General features: G+C 66.4%; 24 protein-coding genes. 5 read left to right on the top strand and 19 right to left on the bottom strand.

What is annotated here, in order from left to right; translation table 11 throughout:
* Positions 1 to 74: 74 nt before the first annotated feature.
* The 3 genes from ABRP28_RS17600 (at position 75) to ABRP28_RS17590 (ending at position 3710) form a co-directional block, all read left to right on the top strand.
* The gene (locus ABRP28_RS17600; RefSeq protein ID WP_350001178.1) at positions 75 to 734 is read left to right on the top strand and encodes a GntR family transcriptional regulator; all 660 of its coding nucleotides are present in this window, start codon (positions 75 to 77) and stop codon (positions 732 to 734) included.
* 125 nt (positions 735 to 859) lie between these two features.
* Complete coding sequence (treS, locus tag ABRP28_RS17595) at positions 860 to 3160, top strand: maltose alpha-D-glucosyltransferase (RefSeq protein WP_350001180.1); 2301 nt, start codon at positions 860 to 862, stop codon at positions 3158 to 3160.
* Between the two features lie 97 nt (positions 3161 to 3257).
* On the top strand, positions 3258 to 3710 hold the full coding sequence (locus tag ABRP28_RS17590; protein ID WP_350001182.1) for a transferase: 453 nt from the start codon (positions 3258 to 3260) through the stop codon (positions 3708 to 3710).
* A gap of 20 nt (positions 3711 to 3730) precedes the next feature.
* On the opposite strand, the gene ABRP28_RS17585 is transcribed toward ABRP28_RS17590, so the two are convergent.
* From ABRP28_RS17585 to ABRP28_RS17530, 12 genes are all read right to left on the bottom strand, one after another.
* On the bottom strand, positions 3731 to 4786 hold the full coding sequence (locus ABRP28_RS17585) for a nickel transporter (RefSeq protein ID WP_350001188.1): 1056 nt from the start codon (positions 4784 to 4786) through the stop codon (positions 3731 to 3733).
* On the bottom strand, positions 4786 to 5616 hold the full coding sequence (locus ABRP28_RS17580) for an urease accessory protein UreD (protein WP_374152986.1): 831 nt from the start codon (positions 5614 to 5616) through the stop codon (positions 4786 to 4788). Before ABRP28_RS17580 ends, ABRP28_RS17585 begins: the two co-directional genes overlap by 1 nt.
* Positions 5617 to 5657: 41 nt before the next feature.
* The gene (gene ureG, locus ABRP28_RS17575) at positions 5658 to 6275 is read right to left on the bottom strand and encodes an urease accessory protein UreG (protein ID WP_350001192.1); all 618 of its coding nucleotides are present in this window, start codon (positions 6273 to 6275) and stop codon (positions 5658 to 5660) included.
* Between the two features lie 12 nt (positions 6276 to 6287).
* Positions 6288 to 6968, bottom strand: a complete 681-nt coding sequence (locus tag ABRP28_RS17570; protein WP_350001194.1) for an urease accessory protein UreF — start codon at positions 6966 to 6968, stop codon at positions 6288 to 6290.
* Positions 6949 to 7428 carry an urease accessory protein UreE gene (gene ureE, locus ABRP28_RS17565; protein ID WP_350001196.1) on the bottom strand — a complete coding sequence of 160 codons (480 nt, stop codon included), beginning with the start codon at positions 7426 to 7428 and terminating at the stop codon, positions 6949 to 6951. Before ureE ends, ABRP28_RS17570 begins: the two co-directional genes overlap by 20 nt.
* A gap of 25 nt (positions 7429 to 7453) precedes the next feature.
* A complete protein-coding gene (gene ureC / locus ABRP28_RS17560; protein ID WP_350001198.1) occupies positions 7454 to 9184 on the bottom strand; it encodes an urease subunit alpha in 1731 nt (576 codons plus the stop codon).
* Positions 9181 to 9534 carry an urease subunit beta gene (locus ABRP28_RS17555; protein WP_350001200.1) on the bottom strand — a complete coding sequence of 118 codons (354 nt, stop codon included), beginning with the start codon at positions 9532 to 9534 and terminating at the stop codon, positions 9181 to 9183. Before ABRP28_RS17555 ends, ureC begins: the two co-directional genes overlap by 4 nt.
* An 11-nt stretch (positions 9535 to 9545) precedes the next feature.
* Positions 9546 to 9848, bottom strand: coding sequence for an urease subunit gamma (locus ABRP28_RS17550; protein WP_066273243.1), 303 nt, complete (start codon positions 9846 to 9848; stop codon positions 9546 to 9548).
* Between the two features lie 260 nt (positions 9849 to 10108).
* Positions 10109 to 10663, bottom strand: coding sequence for an isochorismatase family cysteine hydrolase (locus ABRP28_RS17545; protein WP_350001202.1), 555 nt, complete (start codon positions 10661 to 10663; stop codon positions 10109 to 10111).
* Positions 10664 to 10727: 64 nt separating this feature from the next.
* Entirely contained in the window at positions 10728 to 11741 is a 1014-nt protein-coding gene (locus tag ABRP28_RS17540) for a LacI family DNA-binding transcriptional regulator (RefSeq protein WP_350001205.1), read from the bottom strand.
* Between the two features lie 129 nt (positions 11742 to 11870).
* Positions 11871 to 12455: an HhH-GPD-type base excision DNA repair protein gene (locus ABRP28_RS17535; protein ID WP_350001207.1), complete on the bottom strand. Its 585-nt coding sequence runs from the start codon at positions 12453 to 12455 to the stop codon at positions 11871 to 11873.
* A gap of 117 nt (positions 12456 to 12572) precedes the next feature.
* Complete coding sequence (locus ABRP28_RS17530) at positions 12573 to 14120, bottom strand: alpha-N-arabinofuranosidase (RefSeq protein WP_350001209.1); 1548 nt, start codon at positions 14118 to 14120, stop codon at positions 12573 to 12575.
* A 286-nt stretch (positions 14121 to 14406) separates the two neighbouring features.
* Here ABRP28_RS17530 and ABRP28_RS17525 point away from each other — a divergent pair, with 286 nt between their 5' ends.
* Entirely contained in the window at positions 14407 to 15360 is a 954-nt protein-coding gene (locus tag ABRP28_RS17525) for an ANTAR domain-containing protein (RefSeq protein WP_350001211.1), read from the top strand.
* On the opposite strand, the gene araA is transcribed toward ABRP28_RS17525, so the two are convergent.
* From araA to araB, 3 genes are read right to left on the bottom strand one after another with little or no spacing between them, the layout of a single operon-like run.
* Positions 15357 to 16877 (bottom strand): L-arabinose isomerase, encoded by a 1521-nt coding sequence (gene araA / locus ABRP28_RS17520; protein ID WP_350001212.1) that lies wholly within the window; start codon positions 16875 to 16877, stop codon positions 15357 to 15359. The two genes, ABRP28_RS17525 and araA, sit on opposite strands and share 4 nt — an antisense overlap.
* 55 nt (positions 16878 to 16932) lie before the next feature.
* Positions 16933 to 17628: an L-ribulose-5-phosphate 4-epimerase gene (locus ABRP28_RS17515; protein ID WP_350001214.1), complete on the bottom strand. Its 696-nt coding sequence runs from the start codon at positions 17626 to 17628 to the stop codon at positions 16933 to 16935.
* Positions 17625 to 19382: a ribulokinase gene (gene araB, locus ABRP28_RS17510; protein WP_350001216.1), complete on the bottom strand. Its 1758-nt coding sequence runs from the start codon at positions 19380 to 19382 to the stop codon at positions 17625 to 17627. The genes ABRP28_RS17515 and araB overlap by 4 nt, the downstream gene beginning before the upstream one ends.
* 234 nt (positions 19383 to 19616) lie before the next feature.
* On the opposite strand from araB, the gene ABRP28_RS17505 reads away from it, so the two are divergent.
* Positions 19617 to 20153 carry a hypothetical protein gene (locus ABRP28_RS17505; RefSeq protein ID WP_350001218.1) on the top strand — a complete coding sequence of 179 codons (537 nt, stop codon included), beginning with the start codon at positions 19617 to 19619 and terminating at the stop codon, positions 20151 to 20153.
* Here ABRP28_RS17505 and ABRP28_RS17500 read toward each other — a convergent pair.
* From ABRP28_RS17500 to ABRP28_RS17485, 4 genes are all read right to left on the bottom strand, one after another.
* Positions 20115 to 21011 carry an anti-sigma factor gene (locus ABRP28_RS17500; RefSeq protein ID WP_350001219.1) on the bottom strand — a complete coding sequence of 299 codons (897 nt, stop codon included), beginning with the start codon at positions 21009 to 21011 and terminating at the stop codon, positions 20115 to 20117. The genes ABRP28_RS17505 and ABRP28_RS17500 overlap by 39 nt on opposite strands.
* Positions 20998 to 21576: an RNA polymerase sigma factor gene (locus tag ABRP28_RS17495; protein ID WP_374152883.1), complete on the bottom strand. Its 579-nt coding sequence runs from the start codon at positions 21574 to 21576 to the stop codon at positions 20998 to 21000. The genes ABRP28_RS17500 and ABRP28_RS17495 overlap by 14 nt, the downstream gene beginning before the upstream one ends.
* A 50-nt stretch (positions 21577 to 21626) precedes the next feature.
* On the bottom strand, positions 21627 to 22418 hold the full coding sequence (locus ABRP28_RS17490) for a class F sortase (RefSeq protein ID WP_350001221.1): 792 nt from the start codon (positions 22416 to 22418) through the stop codon (positions 21627 to 21629).
* A gap of 98 nt (positions 22419 to 22516) precedes the next feature.
* Positions 22517 to 23350, bottom strand: coding sequence for a DUF4397 domain-containing protein (locus ABRP28_RS17485; RefSeq protein ID WP_350001222.1), 834 nt, complete (start codon positions 23348 to 23350; stop codon positions 22517 to 22519).
* Positions 23351 to 23497: the final 147 nt, after the last annotated feature.

Genomic DNA, 23497 nt, shown 5'->3' with positions numbered 1-23497 from the left:
GGGCCGTGCTTCTGCCGTACTATCGAAACTACGCCGACTGTAAACAGTCGACTTCCAACATTGAGGACAAAACGATGGCCGGAGTGACAGCACCGCTGCTGGGACTGCAAAAGCGGAGCCTGCGGGAGCAGGCCCTCGCGGCGCTGAGGACCGCGATCACCAGCGGGGAGCTGGAGCCCGGCAGGCATCTGGTGGAAACCGAACTCTCGGACATGCTCCAGATCAGCCGGGGCACACTCCGCGAGGCCCTCCGCCAGCTTGAACAGGAGGGCCTGCTCGCCGCCGGGCCGCGCGGGCGGCTGTCAGTCCGGCACCTGGACGAGAAGGAAATCCGGGACATCTACGCCGTGCGCGCGGCCCTCGAGTCACTCGCCGCCCGCACCCTGTGCGAACTGCCGGAGCGGCAGCAGGTCACCGAATCACTGCACAAAGCCATAGACGCGATGGCGGCAGCCGCCAACGGAACGCTGGAGGAACGCATCGAGTCCGATCTTGAATTCCACCGCACCCTGTGCAGGCTGACCGGGAACGAGACACTCCTCCACTCGTGGGAGTCGCTTGAAGGGTCCATCAGGATGTCCATCATGTTCGCGGGGCTGGAAAAAGGCGTCAGCAACATGAGTGTGGACCGCCACCGGGACATCGTGGCCGCCATCGACACGGGCGACGCCACCCTGGCCCGCAAGACCATTTTGGAGCACATGGACACGGCCGCCGCGAACCTTGTGTCTTAGTTTCTACTTGGTAGTTTCGTAATTCGCGCGAATAGTCCGGCCGCCCCCGGGTACGTTGGACTAAGAGCCGGGTGGCCAGGCATTACGCCTTGGGACCGCGGGACCAACTGTAGAAAGAGGACTCAATGCGGGAACCGAAGACCAGCGACGGAGTTTTTGAAGCGGAGACCGTTGCCGGCGAAAACGAGGAAGCAGCTGCTGAACCGTCAGTGGACCCGGACGTCAATTTCGATGAACATCTGTATCCGGCCCGCCCCAAGGCGCTGAGGCCCACTGCGCGGCGGCGCCAATATTTCGCCACCAGGCCGTCCTTCGAATTCGACGGGCGCAACGCCGCCTACGTTGAGTGGCTGCGGAACCAGGCCATGCTGGGAGACGCCAACACGCTGGCCCGGCAGCTCTCAGGGCAGGCCAGCATGTGGCAGAACTCTTACGCGCATCCCAATCCCCGGGCTGCGGTTGAGCGTGCACCCGTATGGTTCACCGCCTATCCCCTGTCCTTCATCACCAGGTCCAGCCAGTCCTTCCTCTCCGCCCTGGGCGATCCGGCCATGTGGGAAGCGTTCAGCGAGATTGGGATCAGGGCCATCCACACGGGCCCGGTCAAACTGGCCGGCGGCATCAGCGGCTGGTCGCAGACCCCCAGCGTGGACGGGCACTTTGACCGGATCAGCATGGCAATCGATCCCGTGTTTGGCACGGAGGACGAGTTCCGCTCCATGTGCCAGGTGGCCGCAGACCACGGCGGCACGATCATCGATGACATTGTTCCCGGGCACACCGGGAAGGGCGCCGACTTCCGCCTTGCCGAAATGAACTTCCGGGACTACCCGGGGATCTACCACATGATTGACATCCCGGAGGAGGACTGGCACCTGCTGCCGGACGTCCCCGAGGGGCAGGACTCGGTAAACCTGAGCCCCGACTCCGAGCAGGCCCTGCAGAAGGCCGGATACATCATCGGCCGGTTGCAGCGGGTCATCTTCTACGAGCCCGGCGTCAAGGAGACGAACTGGAGCGCAACCCGGGCGATCGTTGACACCGCAGGGAAAACCCGCCGCTGGGTCTACCTCCACTACTTCAAGGCAGGCCAGCCCTCCATCAACTGGCTGGATCCCACTTTTGCCGGGATGCGCCTGGTGGTCGGCGACGCACTGCACTCCCTGGTTGACCTTGGCACCGGTGCGCTCAGGCTCGACGCGAACGGCTTCCTTGGCGTGGAAAAGAGTGCGGAGGAGCAGCCCGGCTGGTCCGAGGGGCATCCCCTCTCCGAGGCAGCCAACCAGCTCATCGGATCCATGATCCGCAAGGTGGGCGGGTTCTCCTTCCAGGAGCTGAACCTGACCATCGACGACATCAAGGCGACCTCGGAAGCGGGCCCGGACCTTTCCTACGACTTCATCACCCGGCCGGCCTACCATTACGCGCTGGTCACCGCCGACACCGAGCTGCTGCGCCTGACGCTCCGCCTGTCCATGGAGATCGGAGTGGACCAGGCGTCACTGGTCCACGCGCTGCAAAACCACGACGAACTGACCTACGAGCTGATGCACTTCGCCGCCGGGCACCGGGACGAGATCTTTGAGCTCAACGGCCAGGAACTTACGGGGGCGCAGCTCGCGGAGCAGGTCCAGCAGACCATGCGGGAACGCCTCACCGGGGAGAACGCCCCCTACAACGCGGTGTTCACCACCAACGGGATCGCCTGCACAACGGTCAGCTTCATCATGGCCGCCCTGGGGGTCCAGGACCCTGACGCTGTCACTCCAGAGCAGGAGGCGCAGATCCTTGACGTGCACATCCTCCTCTCCATGTACAACGCCCTGCAGCCGGGCGTCTTCGCCCTGTCCGGCTGGGACCTTGCCGGCATCACCGCGCTGGACCGCAAGCGCGTCGAGGAACTCACGGCCCAGGGCGACACCCGCTGGATCAACCGCGGGGCCCACGACATCATGGGCACCAGCCCGGACGCTGAATCCTCCTCCTCGGGCATGCCGCGCGCCCGCAGCCTGTATGGCCCGCTCCCCGACCAGCTGCAGAACCCGGGTTCCTACGCCAGGCGGCTCCAGCGGATCCTGGCTGTCCGCGAAGAACACGGCATCGCCACCGGGGCCCTGCTGGACGTGCCGGACGTTTCACACCGCGGCCTGCTGGTGATGGTCATCCGGCTGGGGAGCGGGGCGCTGGAGGTGACAGTGCTGAATTTCTCCGACCAGGATATTTCCGGCAGCATCCAGTCCAGCCACCTGGTTCCCGGCGCCACCGTCCACGACCTCTTCAGCGGCGCAACAGTTGGCCAGGTTGACGACCTGCACAGTTTCTTCCTCGAACTGCCTGCCTACCAGGGGACCGCGCTGCTGCTGACGGAGGAGATTGCCGCCCCTGACCAGGAAGAAGGCGCGCAGCACGGGGAGGCCTTGCCGTAGCGGAAGGGCTGCCCGGCGCCGTTCGGGAATCCCTTTGAGTTGTGAACCGTTAACCCAGTGTGCGGCTGAAGCGCCGCTCCGGTTAACGAGGGATTGAATGAACGCGAAGTTTGTTTCAGTGGAGGACGACGCCGGGAAGGTCACCCGGTACGTCCGGCATGTTAACGGCGGCGGGCTCGTTGCCCCCGGAGCCTCGGTCCCGGAAACTACCCGCATCGGACCCATGACGTATGTGGAGCCGGGGGCAAAGGTGGGTTCCGGCTGCCGGATCGGCCACGGCAGCTGGATTGACCGCGATGCCACGATCGGCGATCGTGCCATTATTGGCGACGGCGTGCGCATCGGCCGGGGAACGGTGGTTGGAAACCGTGCGAACATCGGCAGCCACTCACGGATCGGCTCCGGGGTCCTGATCGAGCACGGGGCCCAGGTCCACGCAGACTCCGCAATTCCCGACGGCGGGGAGGTCCTCGCTGGGCCGCGCGCCCCGCGGCGGGCCCAGGGGAAGAGCAGGCAGCGCCGGCAGGCCAGGGGCCGGGTGGCCGCCTGAGGTGCTGAGTGCCTGGGCGTTCAGGGCCTGCGGCTGCCCGCCAGGCGCCCCGTCACTCCTGCCGCTCCCCACACCGCCAGCAGCAGCGCCACCAGCAGCAGGCCGGCGTCGCCCAGGTCTATTGATCCCAGCCACACCGTCAGGGGATCCTCCAGCGCGAAGGCGGCATTAGTGAACCCGCCCAGCGTTATTGCTGCGATGAACAGGGCGGACACCGCCGAGATGCCGGTGACCAGGGCATTGAAGCCCAGCCGCCGCTGCGGGTCATCGAGCGCGGAACGGTACATCCGCATCATGGCCACCCCGTTCACGGAATCGCAGAGGGTCATCGCCGCTGTGAACGCCAGCGGCAGGGCGAGCAGGCCGAACGGTGGCACTCCCGCCAGCGAGGCCGCCGTCGTCATCATCAGCAGCCCGATGGTGGTGGCGGTGTCGAAGCCCAGCCCGAACAGGAATCCGATCACGTAGATGTTCCGGGGCCGCCGCACCCTGGACAGCGGCCGGGCCAGCAGCCGCGCCACCAGTCCGTGCGGCTCAAGGTCGCTGGACCCTATCGCCGCCCCGGCACGGGCCCGGCGGAAGGCCCGCGCTGAACGGGCGAAGGCCGAGCCGTTGAAGAGGCCCATGGCCAGCAGGAACAGCCCCGAAACACCGCTTCCAATCAGGCCAAGCACCAGGTTGCCCGTGGTCCCGTCCTGCATGAACTGGCCCACCAGGCCGGCTCCTGCGATGACCAGGATCCCTGCCAGCGTCACCACCGAACTGTGCCCGAGGCTGAAGGCGAAGCCCACGCTCACCGGGTCCTGGCGCTGCGCCACAAACTTGCGGGTCGAGTTGTCGATCGCGGCGAGGTGGTCCCAGTCGTAGCTGTGCTTGACGCCGGCGAGGTAGGCCGTGAGCACCAACCCCCACATGAGCGGCTCCGCGCCGGAGCCTGCGGCGTTGCCGGCCAGCAGGATGACGACGGCGGCCGCGTGCAAGGCAGCCACGGCACCGAAGGTGAACATCAGGCGGGTCCGTAGCGGCAGCGATTCCCGCCGGCGGTACAGCGTGGCGAAATTCGTGAGGACTGTCATCAGTGCTTCCTCAGGTTCAGGGGTTCCTGCCCGTGCCATCGCTTCCGGAGGAGGTTGGCGCAGGCATTGAGCAGGCAGTTCAGTTCGCCGGTGCTGTTGGAGAGGGCACGCAGTACCAGCCCGGTGGTTCCCCAGACCGTGCCGGTCAGGGAAACGCCTGCACGGGCATCGCGGTCCAGGGTCAGTGCATGCAGGTCGTCGGCGAGCGCCTGGTCCACCCTGGGGTCCACCACCACCAGCGAGCCCACGTGGCTGAAGCCCTCCATGTACCCCATTCCCGTGACATCCCCGGCCGGCGGCCGGATCAGGAGATTGTCGAGGGCCAGGAGCCGGGTTCCGCCAGGGCCTTCAACACGGATATCGTTGCGCAGCCGTACTTCCTCGTACCGGAAAGCGGCGCCGTCCGGAGACCATCCCGGAGTCACCACTTCAGCCATGACCAGGGACGACGACGGCCGTAAGGTGATGTGCGTACGCTGCCGGTAGCTGGCCTCCCGGTAGGCGATGAGCTGGTCCGGCATCAGCTCCAGCCGGGCCCCCTCCCCCAGCCGAAGGGTCATCCGCTGCTCGGCAAAGGACCCGGGAGTCCGGTAAACCTTCGTAGCGGACTGGGTAGTCAACAGCAGGTCGGCCCCATCCTGGACCTCCACATCCAGCACAAAGAGATCCGCTCCAAGATATGCCCCGCCAGGATTCACCACGACATAACAAACCTGCCCCGAGTCATCGAGATAGTGAGGCCGCAAAACGCGAAGAGCACCCTGATGGTACTGGTGCGCGGCTACTGAACGCTCCCCACGCACAGCGACCCGAAGCTCAAGCACCCCCATAGGTGCCACGCCGTGGACGGGCCCGGCGGCCGCCGTCGTGGTCATGACGCGAGGTCGAGCATCAGGACGTCGCGCCTCACCCAATCAATGACCTTGTCGAGGCCTTCGTCGGTCTTGAGGTTGGTGAAGCAGAACGGCTTGGCGCCCCTGAATTCCCGCGAGTCCCGTTCCATGACGTTGAGGTCGGCGCCGACGTGGGGTGCGAGGTCGGTTTTGTTGATGATGAAGAGGTCGGATTTGATCATGCCCTGGCCGGCCTTCCGCGGGATCTTCTCACCCTGGGCCACGTCGATGATGTAGATGGAGAAGTCCACGAGTTCGGGGCTGAAGGTGGCGGAGAGGTTGTCACCGCCGGATTCGACGAAGATGACCTGCAGGTCGGGGTGGCGGGCTTTGAGTTCCTCGATGGCGGCGGTGTTCATGGAGGTGTCCTCGCGGATGGCGGTGTGCGGGCAGCCGCCGGTTTCGACGCCGATGATGCGGTCCACGGGAAGGATGCCGTTGGCGGCCAGGATTTTGGCGTCCTCGATGGTGTAGATGTCGTTGGTGATGGCGGCCATGGAGATCTCGACGCTCATGTGCCGGGTGAGCCGCTCCACGAGCTGGGTCTTCCCTGCGCCCACGGGCCCGCCGATGCCGATCTTGATAGGTTCAGTCATATTGTCCTCCTGCTAGCTCATGAACATCCGGGCACGTTGGCGTTCGTGCCGCATTTGCGAAATTTCCAGTCCGGGGGTGACGGCCCCAAAGTCGTCCGGCGTCAGGTGGGAGACCCGTTCGACCGCGGCAGCGACGTCGTCGGCCGCCTGGCGAAGCAGCCGCTGCCCGGCGTTCTGGCCGAGCGGGATGGCGCGGACGGCGTTCTGCGTCAGGGACGTGACGGAGGCAAAAAGGTAGGCGGCGAGCGCCTCCTGCAGCGGCACCCCCAGCGAACGGGCGACGACGGCGAACGCCAGCGGCTGGTGCCCCGCGGCCCGGCCGGTGGCCACCAGGTCCCGGTACAGTTCCAGCGCAGGCGAGGGAAAGACCTCCGCGCCAATTTCCAGCAGCCGCCCGCCCATTTTCACGGAAGCCTCCCGAAGCTGCCGAGGCAACAGTGAGGCGGACAACAGTTCATCCAGCTCCCCAACATCCCACCCCTCGTACAGGAACCGGATAGCCAGCCCGTCGGAGTAAGTAAGCGATTGAGATACGAACGCGGACAACCACACCCCGAAACCAGCCTCATCAGCGACCACGCCGCCGTCGACATAAGTCTCGAAACCAAGAGAGTGAGCAAAGGCCCCAGTAGGAAGCGCGGAGTCGGTGAGCTGCTGGAGCGCCAACTGGTAGCTAATGACTGTGCTCAGCATGGCGGAAAGGTACAGGCATGACGCGTTCCTGGCGGGAGTAGGGCACACCCACGTGGAGAAGGTAGTCCTCGACGGTGTGGTCGTAGGCGCACACCATGACTTCAGCTTGGTATTCCGACGATGCATCGAAGAACTGGGCCTGGAGGTGCCGGTTGCCGAGGGAGTGGGCCACGACGCCCATCTCGTGGATGGTCCGTGGCGCGATCACCAGGACGTCGGTGGGCAGCACGGACACCACAATCATGTTGGCGTCCTCGACGTGCAAAATGTCGCCGTCGCGCAGGTCGCCGGAGCCGGACGGGAGCCGGATGCCGATTTCCTTGCCGTGGTCCGTGGTGGCGCGCTGGATCCGCTTGACCAGCTGCGCGCTCGGCAACACCACTTTCTCCTGGTGCAGGCTCGCGTAGGTGGCCGGGTCCGGCAGCTCGTGCAGGTTGCCGAGGATTTTTTCGATGATCACTGGGTCTCCGAGGGCTTGGAAGAAATCAGAAGAGGAAGTAGCGCTGGGCCATGGGCAGCACATCGGACGGTTCACAGGTGACGTCTTCGCCGTCGACCGTCACCTGGTACGTTTCGGGGTCCACCTGGATGTCCGGCGTGGCGTCGTTGTATTTCAGGTCCGCCTTGGTGAGGGAGCGGATGCCGGAAACGGGCCGGATGACCTTCTCCAGCCCAAGCTCCGCGGGAACCCCGGCGTCGATCGCGGCTTTGGACAGGAAGGTGATGGAGGACTGCTGCACGGCTTTCCCGAACGCGGCGAACATGGGCCGCATGGTGCGCGGCTGCGGGGTGGGGATAGAGGCGTTGGCATCCCCCATCAGCGCGTAGGCGATCTGCCCGCCCTTGATCACCAGCTCCGGCTTGACGCCAAAGAAGGCAGGATCCCACAGGACCAGGTCCGCGAACTTGCCCACCTCCACGGACCCCACGGAGTCCGCGATGCCCTGGGCGATGGCCGGGTTGATGGTGTACTTGGCCACGTAGCGCTTGAGGCGGAAGTTGTCGCTGCCCGCACTGCCGTGGGAGCCGCCGTCGTCAGCTGCCAGGACCCCGCGCTGCTTCTTCATCTTGTCCGCAACCTGCCACGTACGGGTGACCACTTCCCCCACCCGGCCCATCGCCTGGGAGTCCGAGGACGTGATGGAGAAGATCCCCAGGTCCTGCAGGACGTCCTCGGCGGCAATGGTCTCGGCACGGATCCGGGAATCGGCGAAGGCTACATCCTCCGGGATGTCCGGGTTGAGGTGGTGGCACACCATGAGCATGTCCAAGTGCTCTTCGATGGTGTTGCGCGTGTACGGCAGCGTGGGGTTGGTGGATGCCGGCAGGACGTTGGGCATTCCGGCGATTTTGATGATGTCCGGGGCGTGCCCGCCTCCGGCGCCTTCGGTGTGGAACGTGTGGATGACGCGGCCGTTGATGGCGCGGATGGTGTCCTCCACAAAGCCGCACTCGTTGAGGGTGTCCGTGTGGATGGCCACCTGGACGTCGTACTCGTCAGCCACGGTGAGGGAGGTGTCGATCGAGGAGGTGGTGGAGCCCCAGTCCTCGTGCACTTTCAGCCCAATGGCCCCGGCGCGGATCTGCTCCGCCAGGGGTTCGACGGCGGAGGCGTGCCCCTTGCCGAACAGGCCGATGTTCATGGGGAAGCCTTCGGCGGCCTGCAGCATGCGCTGGATGTGCCATTTTCCGGGCGTCACGGTGGTGGCTTTGGTGCCTTCGGCAGGGCCGGTTCCGCCACCAATCATGGTGGTGATGCCGCTGGTCAGCGCCGTGGGGATCTGGTCCGGGGAGATGAAGTGGATATGGCTGTCCACTCCCCCGGCAGTGAGGATCTTGCGTTCACCGGCAATGATCTCGGTGCTGGCGCCGATTATGATATCCACGCCGTCGGTGATCTGCGGGTTGCCGGCTTTGCCGATCCTGAAGACATGCCCGTCCCTGATGGCAACGTCCGCCTTGTAGATCCCGGTGTAGTCCAGGATCACCACGTTGGTGATCACGGTGTCCGGGACGTCCTCATCCCGCACCACCTGGCCGTTCTGGCCCATGCCGTCACGGATCACCTTGCCGCCGCCGAAGACAACCTCCTCGCCGTAGACGGTGAGGTCGTTCTCGATCTCCAGGAACAGGTCGGTGTCCGCCAGGCGGATGGCGTCGCCCGTCGTCGGGCCGTAAAGGTCGGCGTATTGCCGGCGGGGGATCTCGAAGCTCATTTGCCGTCCCCTTCCGTGACGGACCCGCCCAGGCGGGTGGCGCCGTCGAGCTTTCCGTTGATTGCATTGCTGAGCCCGTACACCTCGCGGGCGCCGGCCAGTTCTATCAGCCGGACGCTGCGCGAGTCCCCCGGTTCAAACCGTGCCGCGGTCCCGGCGGGGATGTCCAGACGCCGCCCGTACGTGGCTTCCCGGTCGAAGGCCAGCGCGGCGTTGGCCTCGGCAAAGTGGAAGTGCGAGCCCACCTGCACGGGGCGGTCTCCGGTGTTGGTGACTGCAACCTCGATGGCCTCACGCCCGGCGTTGGCCGTCACCGACCCGGACCGGAAGACGTACTCTCCTGGAATCATGGCGTGCCCTCTCAGCGGATCGGATCGTGGACAGTTACGAGCTTGGTGCCGTCGGGAAAGGTTGCCTCGATCTGCACGTCGTGGATCATCTCGGGCACGCCTTCCATGACGTCCTCCCGCCCCAGAAGGGTGGTGCCGTAGCTCATGAGGTCAGCTACGCTGCGTCCGTCGCGGGCTCCCTCGATCAGTTCGTAGCTGATGATGGCCACAGCCTCGGGGTAGTTGAGCTTGAGGCCGCGGGCCTGGCGGCGGCGCGCGAGGTCGGCGGCCACCACGATCAAAAGCTTTTCCTGCTCGCGCGGCATCAGGTGCATGTTGGTCCCTTCAACGGGCCGCTTGCGGCGGCTTGGGACCCACAGTAGGTTGCGGACGTTTCCGCCACGTTTCAGGTTTGTTATGCCCGGCTCTCCATTCACCGGGCACGGGTGCGCGTCGCTGAATTTCCCCAAGTTTCACGCTCTGGAAGGCGAGGACGACGGCGCGTGGCCGGGACACGCCGTCGTGCCCTCCAAAAGGTGGGGAGGCTCAGCGGCTAAGACCGGCAGCGGGCGTCACCGCCGGAGCAGCCGGGGTGTTACGGCTGACCGAGACGTGCCAGGATTTCGTCACTGGACTGGACCGGCTGGCGGTAGCTTGTGGAGAGGATGCGCAGCATGTCCGCTGCGTCCTGGCTGTCCTCCGAGGCCATCGCATCCTTGGCGTACGTGACACGGATGTTGTGGGCGAACGCGTCCGCGCCCGTCTGGGCGATGCAGTTGTGTGTGGAAACTCCGGCGAGCACGATCTCCTCAGCGCCCCAGTTGCGCAGCCTGGCCAGCAGGTTGGTTCCCACAAACGCGCTGTCCCGCGTTTTGGTCAGCTGCGGCAGGCCCCCGGTGGCCAAGCCGGACACCGCCTGCGCCTGGCTGCTGCCGCGGAAAATGAAGCCTTGGTCATCGTCCAGCATGTTCAGTGACCAGGTGGATTTATCCCGCTCGTGTTCCGTCCCCACCAGCAGGACCTTGTGGCCGCTCGCTTCGAAGCCCTCCATCAGCTTGTTGCAGGACGCCACCAGGCGCTCCTGCTGCGCGGCAAGTTCCGGCGCCTCGAAAAACGCGTTCTGCATGTCAATGACAAGAAGGGCAATCATGGGGCCACCTTTCCTCGTTGGTCTGCCGGAGAAGTACCCCGAGGTTGGGCGGGCGAAACCTGGTTCAGGACACCTGGGGCGCCGACTCTCGGACTTCCAGCTGGAATCCGGCTTCGATGTGCGCTGCCTGGCCCTCCGCCTCCCGCCCCTCGATCCGGTCGATCAGCAGGCTGATGGACCGTTCGGCGATCTCCTCCATGCCCGGCGAGACGGTGGTCAGGGAAGGCGAGGCGAACCGGGCCTCGTCGATGTCATCGAAGCCCGCCACCGCCACGTCCCGGGGCACCTGGACGCCGCGGATCAGCAGCTCGTGCATGGCACCCAGGGCCAGGACGTCGTTCAGGCCGAATACGGCGTCGAACTCCACGCCGCTGTCCAGCAGCCCGGCGACGGCGGCGGCGCCGTTGTCCCGGCGCCAGTCGCACGGGGCGATCAGCGCCGGGTCGAAGGGAATGCCGGCCTCATCCAGGGCCTTGCGGTAGCCGTTGAGGCGCAGGCCCGCGCTGCCGGCGGACTCGTCCGGGTGGGCGCCTATGACGGCGATCCGGCGGCGTCCGCCGGCCAGCAGGTGGGCGGTCAGGGCGGCAGCGGCTTCCCCGTTTTTCATGGTGACCAGGTCGAACCGGGGATCCAGGATGTGTTCGCCCAGCAAAACCAGGGGTTTCTTTCCCAGCCGGGCGGCAATGGTGTCCGCGTCGATAACCAATGGGGTGAACAGCAGGCCGTCGGTGAGCTGCCGGAACGGGCCCTGCAGGGCGTTCAGTTCCACCTCTCCCGCTGCGTCCGACTGTTCCACCAGGACCCGGTAGCCGCGGCGGGAGGCGGCCTTCATCAGCCTGGAGGCAAGTTCCGCGTAGTACGGCGCCGAGAGGTCGGACAGGACCAGGCCCAGCATCCTGGTTTTCCCGGAACGCAGGCTCCGGGCCGTCAGGTTTGCCTCGTAGCCCAACTCCGCGATGGCGTCCTGGACCCGTTTCTTGGTGGCAGGGCGAATGAACTCGTAGTCGTTGAGCACGTTGGAGACCGTCTTGAGCGACACCCCCGCCGCCCTCGCAACGTCATTCATGGTGACCGCCATCATGGCTCCTTTAGGTGGTTCCGCCAGTTCCTGCCATACATCGTTGCAGAATTTCGCGGCCACGCTGCACCCGCCGGCCACGCATGGTCACTGCGGCGCGGCGTATGCGGCGCGGCGTATGAAGTGCGGTCAGGCCTTCGCCGCTTTCGCGGCTGCCTTGGCGGCCTGCTTGCTGGCCCGCACCTTGGCGAGGGATTCCGGATCCACGATGTCTGCCACGGAGAGGTAGGAGCCTTCCTCTCCGTAGTGCCCGGCCGCTTCACGCCACCCGGGAGCCTGCAGTCCGCACTGCTTGCCGAGCAGCGCAAGGAAGATCCTGGCTTTCTGATCACCGAAGCCGGGCAGGGCCTTGAGCCGGCGCAGCACCTCGGCTCCGTCCGGGTTGCCCCTGGTCCAGATGGCGGTGGCGTCGCCGTCCCACTCGTTGTGCACGGTCTTAGCGAGCGCCTGCACGCGGGCCGCCATCGAGCCGGGAAAGCGGTGGACGGCCGGACGTTCCTTGAACATCTCCACGAACTCGCCCGGATCCTGCGAGGCGATGGCCCCGGGCTCCACGGATCCGATCCGTGCCCTGATTTTCTCCGGACCGGCGAAGGCCGATTCCATGGTCACCTGCTGGTCCAGCAGCATCCCTGTCAGCAACGCGAAGGCGTCCTCACTCAACAACTTGTCCGCGGCGGGATCACCCGTGATGTGCAGTTCCATGCCGTCCATCCTCCCAGAGGCGTGGCGCCGCCGTCATGCCGTCCCGCCCCGTGGAGTTTTTGTCCAGATATGCAGGGTTGTGGGCGGTTTATCTCCGCATACCTGGACAAAAACTCCTGGACAGGGTTACTGGTTGACGGCCAGCCGGATCATGGACCAGGATACGGCCGGCAGGTCCGCAGTGAGCCTGCCGCCGTCCGTTTTGACCGTGACGTTTTCCGTAGGCAGGACCGACGTCGAATCATCGGCGGTTGCCTGCCAGTACGGGTCCTTGTTGGCGTAAGTGACCGCTTCAAGCACGCGCACGCTGCCCAGGCCGGACACCACGGCATCCAGGCCCAGCGCATCCGTGGCGGAGCGGTTGACGGCGAACACCACGGCTTCACCCTTGCCGGCGTCGTACGTTGCGACGGCGGACACGGCGGCAAAGCCGGCGGTCTTGCCGCCGCTGGCCAGCGGGGATTCGACGGCGAGCTGAAGCACCGTCCCGGAGGCGTGGCGGGAGGTGAGGGCGAACGGGTGGAAGGTGGTCTGCTTCCAGGCGCGGCCTCCGGGCTCGGTCATGATGGGCGCGATGACGTTCACCAGCTGGGCCAGGCTGGCTGAGTGGACGCGGTCCGTGTTCTTGAGCAGGGTGATCAGCAGGTCACCGACGACGACGGCGTCCGCCACGGTGTAGGTGTCCTCGAGGAGGACCGGGGCCACCGGCCAGTCCTTGCCGGTGGGCGCGCGCGACTCGTCGCGGCTCATGTGCCACACGTTCCACTCGTCGAAGGAGATGTTGACCTGTTTGGTGGACTTCTTCACCGACTTCACGTGGTCGATGTGGCTGACGATGTCCTGGATGAAGGTTTCCATCCGGTGCCCGGCGGAGAGGTGTTCCTGCAGGTCGCCGAAGTCCTCGAAGTACTGGTGGGCGGAGATCAGGTCCACCAGCTCGTAGGTTTCGGAGAGGACAACGCGCTCCCACTCACCGAAAGTGTCCATGGTGGGCCCCGAACTGCCGCACGCCACGAGTTCCAGGTCAGGTTCGATCATCCGCATGCCGCGGGCGGTGTCTGCCGCCAGCCGCCCGTATTCAAGGGCGTTCTTGTGGCCGATCTGCCACGGGCCGTCCATTTCGTTGCCCAGGCACCACATCTTGATGCCGTAGCCCTCCTCTGCGCCGTTGGCCCGGCGCTGGTCCGAGAAGGCCGTGCCGCCGTCGATGTTGCAGTACTCCAGCAGATCAAGCGCTTCCTGCGTGCCCCGGGTGCCCAGGTTCACGGCCATCATGGGCTCGACGCCTGCCTTGGCGGACCACTTGGCGAACTCGTCCACGCCCACCAGGTTGGGGTCGGTGGAGTGCCAGGCGAGGTCCAGCCGGACCGGGCGCTTGTCCACGGGACCCACGCCGTCCTCCCAGCGGTAGCCGGACACGAAGTTGCCGCCGGGATAGCGGACGGTGGAGACTCCGAGTTCCCGGGTCAGTTCCAGCACGTCGCTGCGGAAACCGTCCTGGTCCGCCTTCGGGTGTTCGGGCTCGAAGATCCCGGTATAGACACAACGGCCAAGGTGCTCCACGAAGGCACCGAAAGTGCGCCGCCGGACCGGCCCCACAGCGAAGGCGGGGTCCATGGTGATCCTGGCGGTGGCTGGTTCTGCAGCGGTCACGAAAACTTCCTCGTTTCTCATTTGTACAACGTTATAGAAACATTCTTGGCGCTGCCGTGGCAGGAGTCAAGCAGCTGCAGGGAAGGTGGCAAGTGGAGGCAGGCCGGGATTCGGGCAGCCCTATTCCCGGCCACCCGCGGCAAAGGCGAAACGAATGCGGCGCCGGCCGAAATCCAAGTAGTACCTAATCTGAAAAACGGGTATCCCTTACGCATTCACCGGCGCGGATGGCCCAACTAAGTTCTTCTCAGAGGCAAGACGACTTCTGACTCGTAGTACTTGTCTCACGAGGGGGTGTGAGACTGCAATGCACGCACAAAACATAAGTTCGGCTTTCCCGGCCCGCAGGGCACGGGTACTAAACGGGGCCGGCGACGAGGAGGCCTTTGAGACCAAGGCCTCTCCCCCAGCCGTCGCCGGCCCTCTTCATGCGCAGAAGGGCAAAGGCCGCCGGCCTGCACAGCACGCTCCGGCGGCCCTGGCCGCGGCGGGCGAGGCCGCGGCGGCCGACAGCGGCGCCCAGGACGGCATCCTCCTCGACCTTGTCAGCGGCACCCACAACTTACGTGAATCCCTTGACGTGCTCGCCGCGGCAGCCGTCCGGACAATTGTCCGGGCCACGGGCCTGAGGATTGAGTGCGGTGTTGTGGTGCACCAGCCGAAGAGGAATTCCGCCGTTACCGGCACCTCCGGGGGCGTTGTGGAGCTCCTGGAGTGGGAGCAGCAGGCTGGCGAGGGCCCTTTGCACGAGGTGCTGGCCGGCCACCATCCGGTGGCCGTGCTCCAGCGCAACGGTGATTTCCGCTGGCCGCGGTATTCCACCCAGCTGCAGATGGCGGGTTTCGGCAGTGCCATGGGGATCAGGCTTCGGATCGCAACCGATGCCGACGGCGACGGTACCGGCCCGGCTGACGCACCTGCCGCCCTGGCACTGTTTGCCCAGGACGCCAAGGCGTTCCCGCTTCAGGTCATCTCCGAAGCCCGCAGCTTCGCAGGCCTTGCGGCCAAGAGCCTGGAAGTTGCCGTCAGCCTGCATTCAGCCAGGTCCACCGCCACGGACCTGCGCTCAGCCCTGGACAGCCGGACCTCCATCAACGTGGCGTGCGGAGTGATCATGGCCCAGAACAGGTGCTCCTACCACGAGGCTTTCGCCATCCTGGCCAAGGCGTCGAGCCACCGCAACATCAAGGTGCGCAGGGTGGCCGAGGACATCCTGGACAAGCTGCCCGAAGGACCACCCCGCGCACACTTTGGCAGCTAGATCCCGCCTGCCAGCTTGTAGTAGGCAGCATTCCAGTTCAGGTCCTTCTTGAACTGCCGGATGGTGGTTCCCTCGTCGATGGTGAGCAGCTCTGTTTTGGCGATTTCGGCGAAGTCCTCGAACACGTCCATGCCCACCTGCGTGGACAGCACGGTGTGATGCGCGGCGCCGGCGGTGAGCCAGGCGGCGGCGGAGGTGGCGAAGTCCGGCTTGGGCTGCCAGAGTGCACGTGCCACGGGAAGGTTGGGCAGCGGCTGGTCCAGTGGAACCACGTCGACGGCGTTGGCCACCAGACGGAAACGGTCCCGCATGTCCGAAAGGGCCACCACGACACCCGGGGAGGCGTCGGCGTCGAACACCAGGCGGACCGGGTCCTCCTTGCCGCCGATGCCCAGCGGGTGGATCTCCAGCCGCGGCTTCGCGGCAGTGAGCGAGGGGCAGACCTCCAGCATGTGCGCGCCCAGGATCTTCTCGGCACCGGGGGCCAGGTGGTAGGTGTAGTCCTCCATGAGGGACGCGCCGCCGGGCAGCCCTGCACCCATGACCTTAGCCGCGCGGACCAGGATGGCGGTCTTCCAGTCGCCCTCGGCGCCGAAGCCGTAGCCGGCAGCCATCAGGCGCTGGACGGCCAGGCCCGGGAGCTGGCGGAGCGCGCCCAGGTCCTCGAAGGAGGTGGTGAACGCGGCAGAGCCGTTGGCTTCCAGGAAGCTGCGCAGTCCCAGCTCGATCCGGGCGCCGTAGCGGAGCGACTCGTGCCGTGCCGCGCCTGCGCGGAGCTCCGGAACCACGTCGTAAAGGTCCTCATACTCGGCAACCAGCGTGTCGACGTCGGACTCCGCAGCACCGTGCACGGCGTCGGCAAGCTCGTTGACGGACCAGGTGTTGACCGCCACGCCGAAGCGCAGCTCGGCCTCGGTCTTGTCACCTTCGGTGACGGCGACGTTGCGCATGTTGTCCCCGAAGCGGTTCAGTTTCAGGGTGCGGACGGCGGCCCAGCCAGCGGCGGCGCGCTGCCAGGACCCCACCTGGAGGGCCACCTCCGGGTTGGAGACGTGCCCCACCACGGTCTTGCGGGCGATGCCCAGGCGGGACTGGATGTACCCGAATTCGCGGTCGCCGTGCGCGGCCTGGTTGAGGTTCATGAAGTCGAAGTCGATATCCGCCCAGGGCAGTTCCACGTTGGCCTGGGTGTGCAGGTGCAGCAGTGGTTTGCGGAGCAGGTCCAGGCCGGAGATCCACATCTTGGCCGGGCTGAAAGTGTGCATCCAGGCGGTCACGCCGATGACGGAATCGTTCGAGTTCGCTTCCAGCGCGGTGCGGCGGATGGCGTCGGAGTCGGTCAGGACCGGCTTCCAGACGATCCGCACCGGGACGGAGGAACTGGCGTTGAGCTGGTTGGCGATCTCCTGCGACTGGGCGGCCACCTGCTTGAGGACGTCCTCGCCGTAGAGGTGCTGGCTGCCGGTCAGGAACCAGACTTCATAGCCGTCAAGGGAAGTGTTTGCTGCGGTGCTCATGGGTTCTCCTGCGAAAGTTTTTTGGGACGTTGCGGCGGCGCGTCCGGCCGGGATGTTACTGGCCGTAGACGTTCTGGTAGCGGGCGTAAAGGGAGTCGATGTGGCCCTGGTCGATCGGCACCGGCTCGCCCAACTGCCGGGCAATGTGGACGGTGCGGGCCACTTCCTCGCACATCACGGCTGCCTTGACTGCCGATTTCGCGTCCTTGCCGATGGTGAACGGCCCATGGTTCTGCATGAGCACCGCCGGTGAATTGGAATTCTTCAGGGTCTCCACGATCCCGTGGCCGATCGAGTCGTCGCCGATGAGGGCGAACGGCCCCACCGGAATGCTGCCGCCGAACTCGTCGCTCATCATGGTGAGCACGCACGGGATGGCTTCGCCGCGGGCTGCCCAGGCGGTGGCGTAGGTGGAGTGCGTGTGCACCACCCCGCCGACGTCGGGCATGTGCCGGTAGACGTAGGCGTGCGCCGCTGTGTCCGACGACGGCGACAGCGGCGGGTTCCCCCACTCACCTGTTGCGTCTCCAGAGACAGGCTCGCCGTACAGGTCCGTGACCACCATCTGTTCCGGCGTAAGGTCCTGATAGGAGACACCCGAGGGCTTGATGACCATGAGGTCCTGGCCGGGAACCCGGGCAGAGACGTTGCCCGCTGTCCACACCACGAGTTGATACCGGGTCAGTTCCGCGTGCAGGGTGCACACCTCTTCCCGGACGCGGGCAATGGTTTCCAGGATTCCGGCGCTCATGCGGACACCCCTGCCGTGGCGCGGGCCGGCGATGCTGCCGCGGGGCCGGGAAGCACTGCGCCGGCAGCCCGGCGCTGGATGGCCTTGAGCCGGTGCATCACATCGTTGCTGCCCCGCCCGAAGTAGTCGTGCAGCGTCTTGTACTCCTGGAAGAGCTCCTCATAGGCAGCCACGTTTTCCGGGATGGGGGTATACACCTCGCCGGGCTCGGAGCCCATGGCGGCGGCCGCTTCCCGGATGTCGGCGTACTTCCCGGCGGCCACGGCGGCGTGGATGGCCGAACCGAGTGCCGGCCCTTGGGCCGACCCGATTGTGGAGAGCTGCAGCCCGGTGGCATCAGCGTAGATCTGCATGAGGAGCGGATTCTTGAGCAGGCCGCCGGCAACGATGAACTCCTTCACGGGAACGCCGGAGTTCCGGAAGGCGTCCACAATTGTGCGGGTGCCGAAGGCTGTGGCTTCCAGGAGTGCCCGGTAGGTGTCCTCGGGACGGGTTGCCAGCGTCTGCCCAACAACAATCCCTGACAGCTCATGGTCCACCAGGACGGAGCGGTTGCCTGAGTGCCAGTCCAGCGCGATCAGGCCGTGCTCGCCGATCGCCTGCCGTGACGCCAGTTCCGTGAGGTAATCGTGGATGCCAAGCCCGGCAGCTTCGGCTGCCTGGTGGTATTCGGGCGGCACTCCGTACTTGGTGAACCAGCCGAAGATGTCTCCCACGCCGGACTGGCCGGCCTCATAACCCCACAGTCCGTCCACGATGCCGCCGTCCACCACCCCGCACATGCCGGGCACTTCACGCAGTTCGGTGCCGTTCATGACATGGCAGGTGGAGGTTCCCATGATGGCCACCAGCTGGCCGGGATCCACGGCCTTCGCCGCCGGCGCCGTGACATGGGCGTCCACGTTTCCCACGGCCACGGCAATGCCTTCCGGCAGCCCGGTCCAGGCCGCGGCTTCGGCGGTGAGGTGCCCGGCGGCATCTCCCAGCCGGCCGATGGTGTGCTCCAGCTTGGCGCTGACGAAGTCCTTGAACTGCGGGTTCAGGGCGGCCAGGAAGTCCTCGGACGGGTAGCGGCCGTCCTGGTAAATCCCCTTGTAACCGGCCGTGCAGGCATTGCGGACGTAGCGGCCGCACAGCTGCCAGACAATCCAATCCGCAGCCTCAACCCAGTGGTCCATTTCGGCGTAAGCCTCGGGGTCCTCCTCCAGCAACTGCAACCCCTTGGCGAACTCCCATTCGGAGGAGATGAGGCCGCCATACCGCGGAAGCCAGTCTTCGCCGCGTTCGGCAGCCAAGTGGTTGATCCGGTCAGCCTGCGGCTGAGCGGCGTGGTGGCGCCAGAGCTTCACGTAGGCGTGCGGGCGGTTCTCAAGACCGGGCAGTTCGTTCAGCGGGGTACCGTCCGCCTTGACCGGCACCATGGTGCAGGCGGTGAAGTCGGTGGCAATGCCGACGACGGCGGCCGGGTCGATCCCAGCCTCAGCCAGCGCCGCGGGAACCGCATGGCGCAGGACGTCACGGTAGTCGTCCGGCACCTGAAGGGCCCACTCGCCGGGAAGGCGGACGGGTTGGCCGTCAGCACCGCGGCCGGCCACGTCCTCGGGCAGGGAGCCAGTCACCACGGCATGCGGATAGTCATACACGCCGCTGCCGAGCTCCTTGCCGTCCCGTACCCGCACCACCACGGCGCGGCCCGAAAGCGTTCCATAGTCCACGCCAATAACAAACGAGTCCGGAGCGTCCACTGCGTCCATAAGAAAGTTCCTCCATAGCTGCCGCCACTTCGCGGCCTGCGCTTAATTGTGAGCGCTAACAACAGCGAAGTCAACAGCAAGGCGCCGGCTGCCGAGGGGTTGGAAAGGAATGACGGCAGGGGACCGGGCGGGACCGGACCCGCCGCAGACTGGGCTGCCGGACGTGACTGAGGAGCGGCCAAGCGGGGTACGGGCAGGAAGACTGGAAGCGGCAGGGAAGCAGGAGGGGGAACGATGGAAGGCATACGCGCCGTTGGGCACACGGATACCCCCGCACCTGCAGCAGGGAGCCACTCCCCCGCGTGGGCCGCCGGGCCGTTGTCAACCGCCCTGGGACTGGCCGCCCACCTGGCCGCCGGAGGACAGGCGCCCGGGGTGCCCATCGTTGTCGCTTTGGCCGCCCTGCTGGGCATGGTCGCCGCAATGGCCGGGCGGCACCGCCTGCCCGGGTGGGCAGTCCTCGTCGCAGCCGGAGTGGCACAGCAGCTGCTGCACCTGGCCTTCGCCGCATTCTCCACGGCCAGCGGATTCACACTGCCGGGCCACCACGGCGCGACGTCCATCCCGGAAGGGCCGGGTGTGCCCACTTCCGGCGGCCCCGCCCCGGACGCAACCGGCGCCACGCACTCCCTGCACCTGATGCTGCACCTTCACGCAGCTGCGGCCCTGATAACCGCAGCCATGCTTACGCAATGGACCAGGCTGGTTTCCGTGGTGCGGCGGAGGGACAGGTCAGGTGGCGAGCGTGCCCCTGGCGATACTGACGCTTGAGTGGGCGGGGTTGCCGTCCACAGGCTCGTCGGAGACGTCCACAATCGGGTACTCCGAAATCTCCAGGCCGGCCGGCAACTGGAAAGTTCCGGAGTCGGAGTTCATGACGCCCAGGCTCACCAGGCGTGAGAGGTCGGGCGCGATCAGCCAGACCTCCTGGTAGCCCTGCGCTTCGTCCTTGCTGAGCCGGACCTCCAGTGCCCGGGACCCGTCTGCGGTTTCCACAACCCTTGCTGACCCGGCGGCGGAGTATTTGGGCAGCGGAGCCAGGTCGGCCTCGGCCAGCGGCCGTGGTGTCTGGTTGAGGGACCACACCGCTCCCGCGGTCACCAGGACGGCAGCTGCGGCAGCGGCCATCCACGGCCCCGGACGCTGCCACCATGCCTGGGACCGGCGTGTGGCAGCACGGGACGCGGTCCTCTCCTGCAGTGATACTGGCTCGGCCGGCGCTTCCCGCTCCGCGGCGGATTCATCCGCCTGCCGGACATCCTGGCCCGTATCCCGGCCGGCGTCCTGGCCGCCGCCCCTGGAATCCCTTGCGACTTCACCCGCAGTGGTTTCCGCCGGCGCCCATCCCGGCCGGACAGTTCCGTAATGTTCCCTGACGCCGGCCAGGGGGTCGTCCTGCACGGATTCAGAAAGCCCCAGCTCCCGGTGGATCCCGGCCCACACGCCGGGGCCGGGCACTTCAAGGCGGCTGGTTTCGGGCGGTGTTTTGACGGCCTCCACGGTGCGCCGCAGTGCCGCGAAATCCGCCGCGCATTCGGGGCAAACCCGTAGGTGGTCACGGGTATTGCTGTCGTCCCAGTCGTCGTACAGCGCAAGGAGGCTTAACTCTTCCGGATCAGGATGCGGCATGGTTTACCTCCAATCTGTTTCTTAGGGTGGACAGGCTGCGGCGGATATGGCTCTTGACCGTACCAAGAGGCAGGCCAAGTTTCCTCGAAATCTGTTCGTGCGTCAGGTCATCGTAGAAGGCAAGCTTCATGATGGAACCCTGGGGCTCGCCGAGCCGGTCCAGCTCCCCGTCCAAAAGGAGCCTGTCAGCCAGGAGCTCGGCATCTTCATGGCCGGTGCCCGCGTCCTCCGCCATGCCGGCTCCGGCCACTGCCACGGCTTTCCGCACCTCACGGGCGGAAGCGGACAAGGTATCCGAGATGACGTTCCGGGTGATGCCCACAATCCACGCCGGCAGCCTGGCCACCTGGGGATTGAAGGTGCTCCGCGAGCGCCACACGCGGATGAAAACCTCCTGCGTGACGTCGTCGGCCGCTGAACGGTCCGGCAGGGAACGCAGCGCCAGGGTGTGGACCAGCGGGGCAAACTCCCGGTAGGCGGCTGCCAGGGCACGTTCATCTCCTGCAAGGAAGGACGGCGTCAGGCCGTCTTCCCACCCCGGCGGAGCCTGGTCGGGAGGTACCAAACGGGGCTCCTTCGCAGCGTCGGCAGCGACAATCATGGCAGGGTCACCGCTCACTCCAGGACCGCGGTGACAATCACATTGTCGCTGTAGTCCATTCGTTCGTCCAGCCACTTGCCGCCGCATGTGATGACTTTGAGTTCGTGGGGCCCGGACCGCCGGAACACCGAGCTTCCGTCGAACCGGTCCTTGGCCATCAGCTCAACGACCACCACCCGGTAATTCAAAGTGGGAGCACCCTCACGGCCCACCTGCACCAGGGTTCCGGCAGCCACGGACTTCAAGGCGGAAAACGGCGCGTTGTCAGACTTTGTATCGATGTGCCCGGCGATCACGGCCGTGCCCGTGGCGGCACCCGGTGCGGGCCCGAAGCGGTACCAGCCGGCCAGGTCGAACGCGTCAGGAATCTCCATGGCGCCGCCGCCGGATACGCCCACCGGCACCACCGGCATGTTGATGCGGGTGCCGGCAACGGAAAGGGAGACCGGGGCTGGCGCTGCGCTCACGGCCGCCGGGGCCGCCGGGCGCACGGGAATGTTGGGGATTGCCGCCGGGCCAGCGGCAGCCACTGGGGCCGGGGCAGGGCTTTCGGGCTGGGCCGGGGCGGGCTGGGCCGGGCCTTCGGATGGGGCCGGGGCGGAATTTAGGGGCTGCGCAGGGTTTACGGGCTGCCCAACCGCTGCCTGGCCGGCAGGCGGGGGTGGAACCGGCTGGGTCGGGGCGGCCGCGCAGGAGGAAAGCACCAGGGCTCCGGCGAGGAGGACTCCTGCACCCGGGAAAACGGAGGACCGACGGCGGGACTCCCCTGCCGTCGTCGTACCTTTTTCCATGTGTTCGGCTTCCATCGTGCCCGGCCTTTCTCTCGGCAGGTCCGGAAGGAACCTGCATCAGGGATGGGAAAAGCGGCAGCCGCCCGGCACTCGCCGGGCGGCTGCCGGATTCACTACTCTGCCCGGCGGGCGGCGACGGTGCGGGCTACGCCCACGCCGCCAAGGAGCAGTGCCAGGGCTGCGGCGCCGAATCCGGCCATGAGGGCGGTGGAGTCTGCCGGAACGGCAACGGTGGAGCCGTCAAGGGCGCCCGGTACTGAACCCGGAGCGGAGTGCAGGCCCTCAATGGTCTGCACGGCCAGCTGCAGGTTCGCATCAGCCAGGCTGCCCCAGGCGTACACAATGGTGTGCGTGCCTTCGGCGATGGTGACGTCGGCCGGGCCGATGACCGGGGCAGTGGTTCCGGTGGCTGCAACTGCTGCCGGAACGGTTCCGGGGTCCAGCGTCAGCGTCTGCTCGTTCGGGTTGGCCAGGTTGGTGATGACCGGCGATCCGCCGGCGAGGACGTCCACCGCAGGGGCGGCTGCTGTGTGCCGGACGGTCAGCTTGCCTTTGCCGGCCTCAATCTGGGAAACGTCATTGGTGAAGAGGTTGGCGGTGGGGTTGCCGGCGGCGTCCAGGTTGGCGACCGCGGTGTAGTTGCCGTTGGCGGCCAGGGTGACACTGACGGGGCCGATGACCGCTGCGGAAGCGTCGGCGGCGTCCGAGGCAGTGATGGCGAGTTCGTAGGCGCCTGCGGGCAGGGCCAGCGGGCCGGCCAGGCTGCCGGGGGTGAAGTCATCGAGGGTCCGGTCACCGTTGACCCAGACGTCCACGGTCAGGCCCGGGACGCCGTGGAGGACGGACAGCTGGGCGTCCCCCTCCGCTGCCTGGGCCGGGCCGGCGAGAGCGATGGCTGCTGCGATTGCCGCTGCACCGGCGCCTGCTGTGAAAATGCTGTTGCGCATGTCTATCTCCATTGATCGGCCCGCCTCGCGGGCATTTTTTGCTTACACCTCTACTACCGGCGCAGCATCGGAGTTGGATGCACATGCATGGAAAATTCTTGAGAATATTTTTTCCGCCGTCATCCGGGCGGGCCCGGGTGCGGCAAC

This window comes from Pseudarthrobacter sp. WHRI 8279 (assembly GCF_040224115.2).
Classification (GTDB): domain Bacteria; phylum Actinomycetota; class Actinomycetes; order Actinomycetales; family Micrococcaceae; genus Arthrobacter.
The sequence above is the reverse complement of the archived record's forward strand: the minus strand, read 5'-3'. Positions and strand labels throughout refer to the sequence as shown.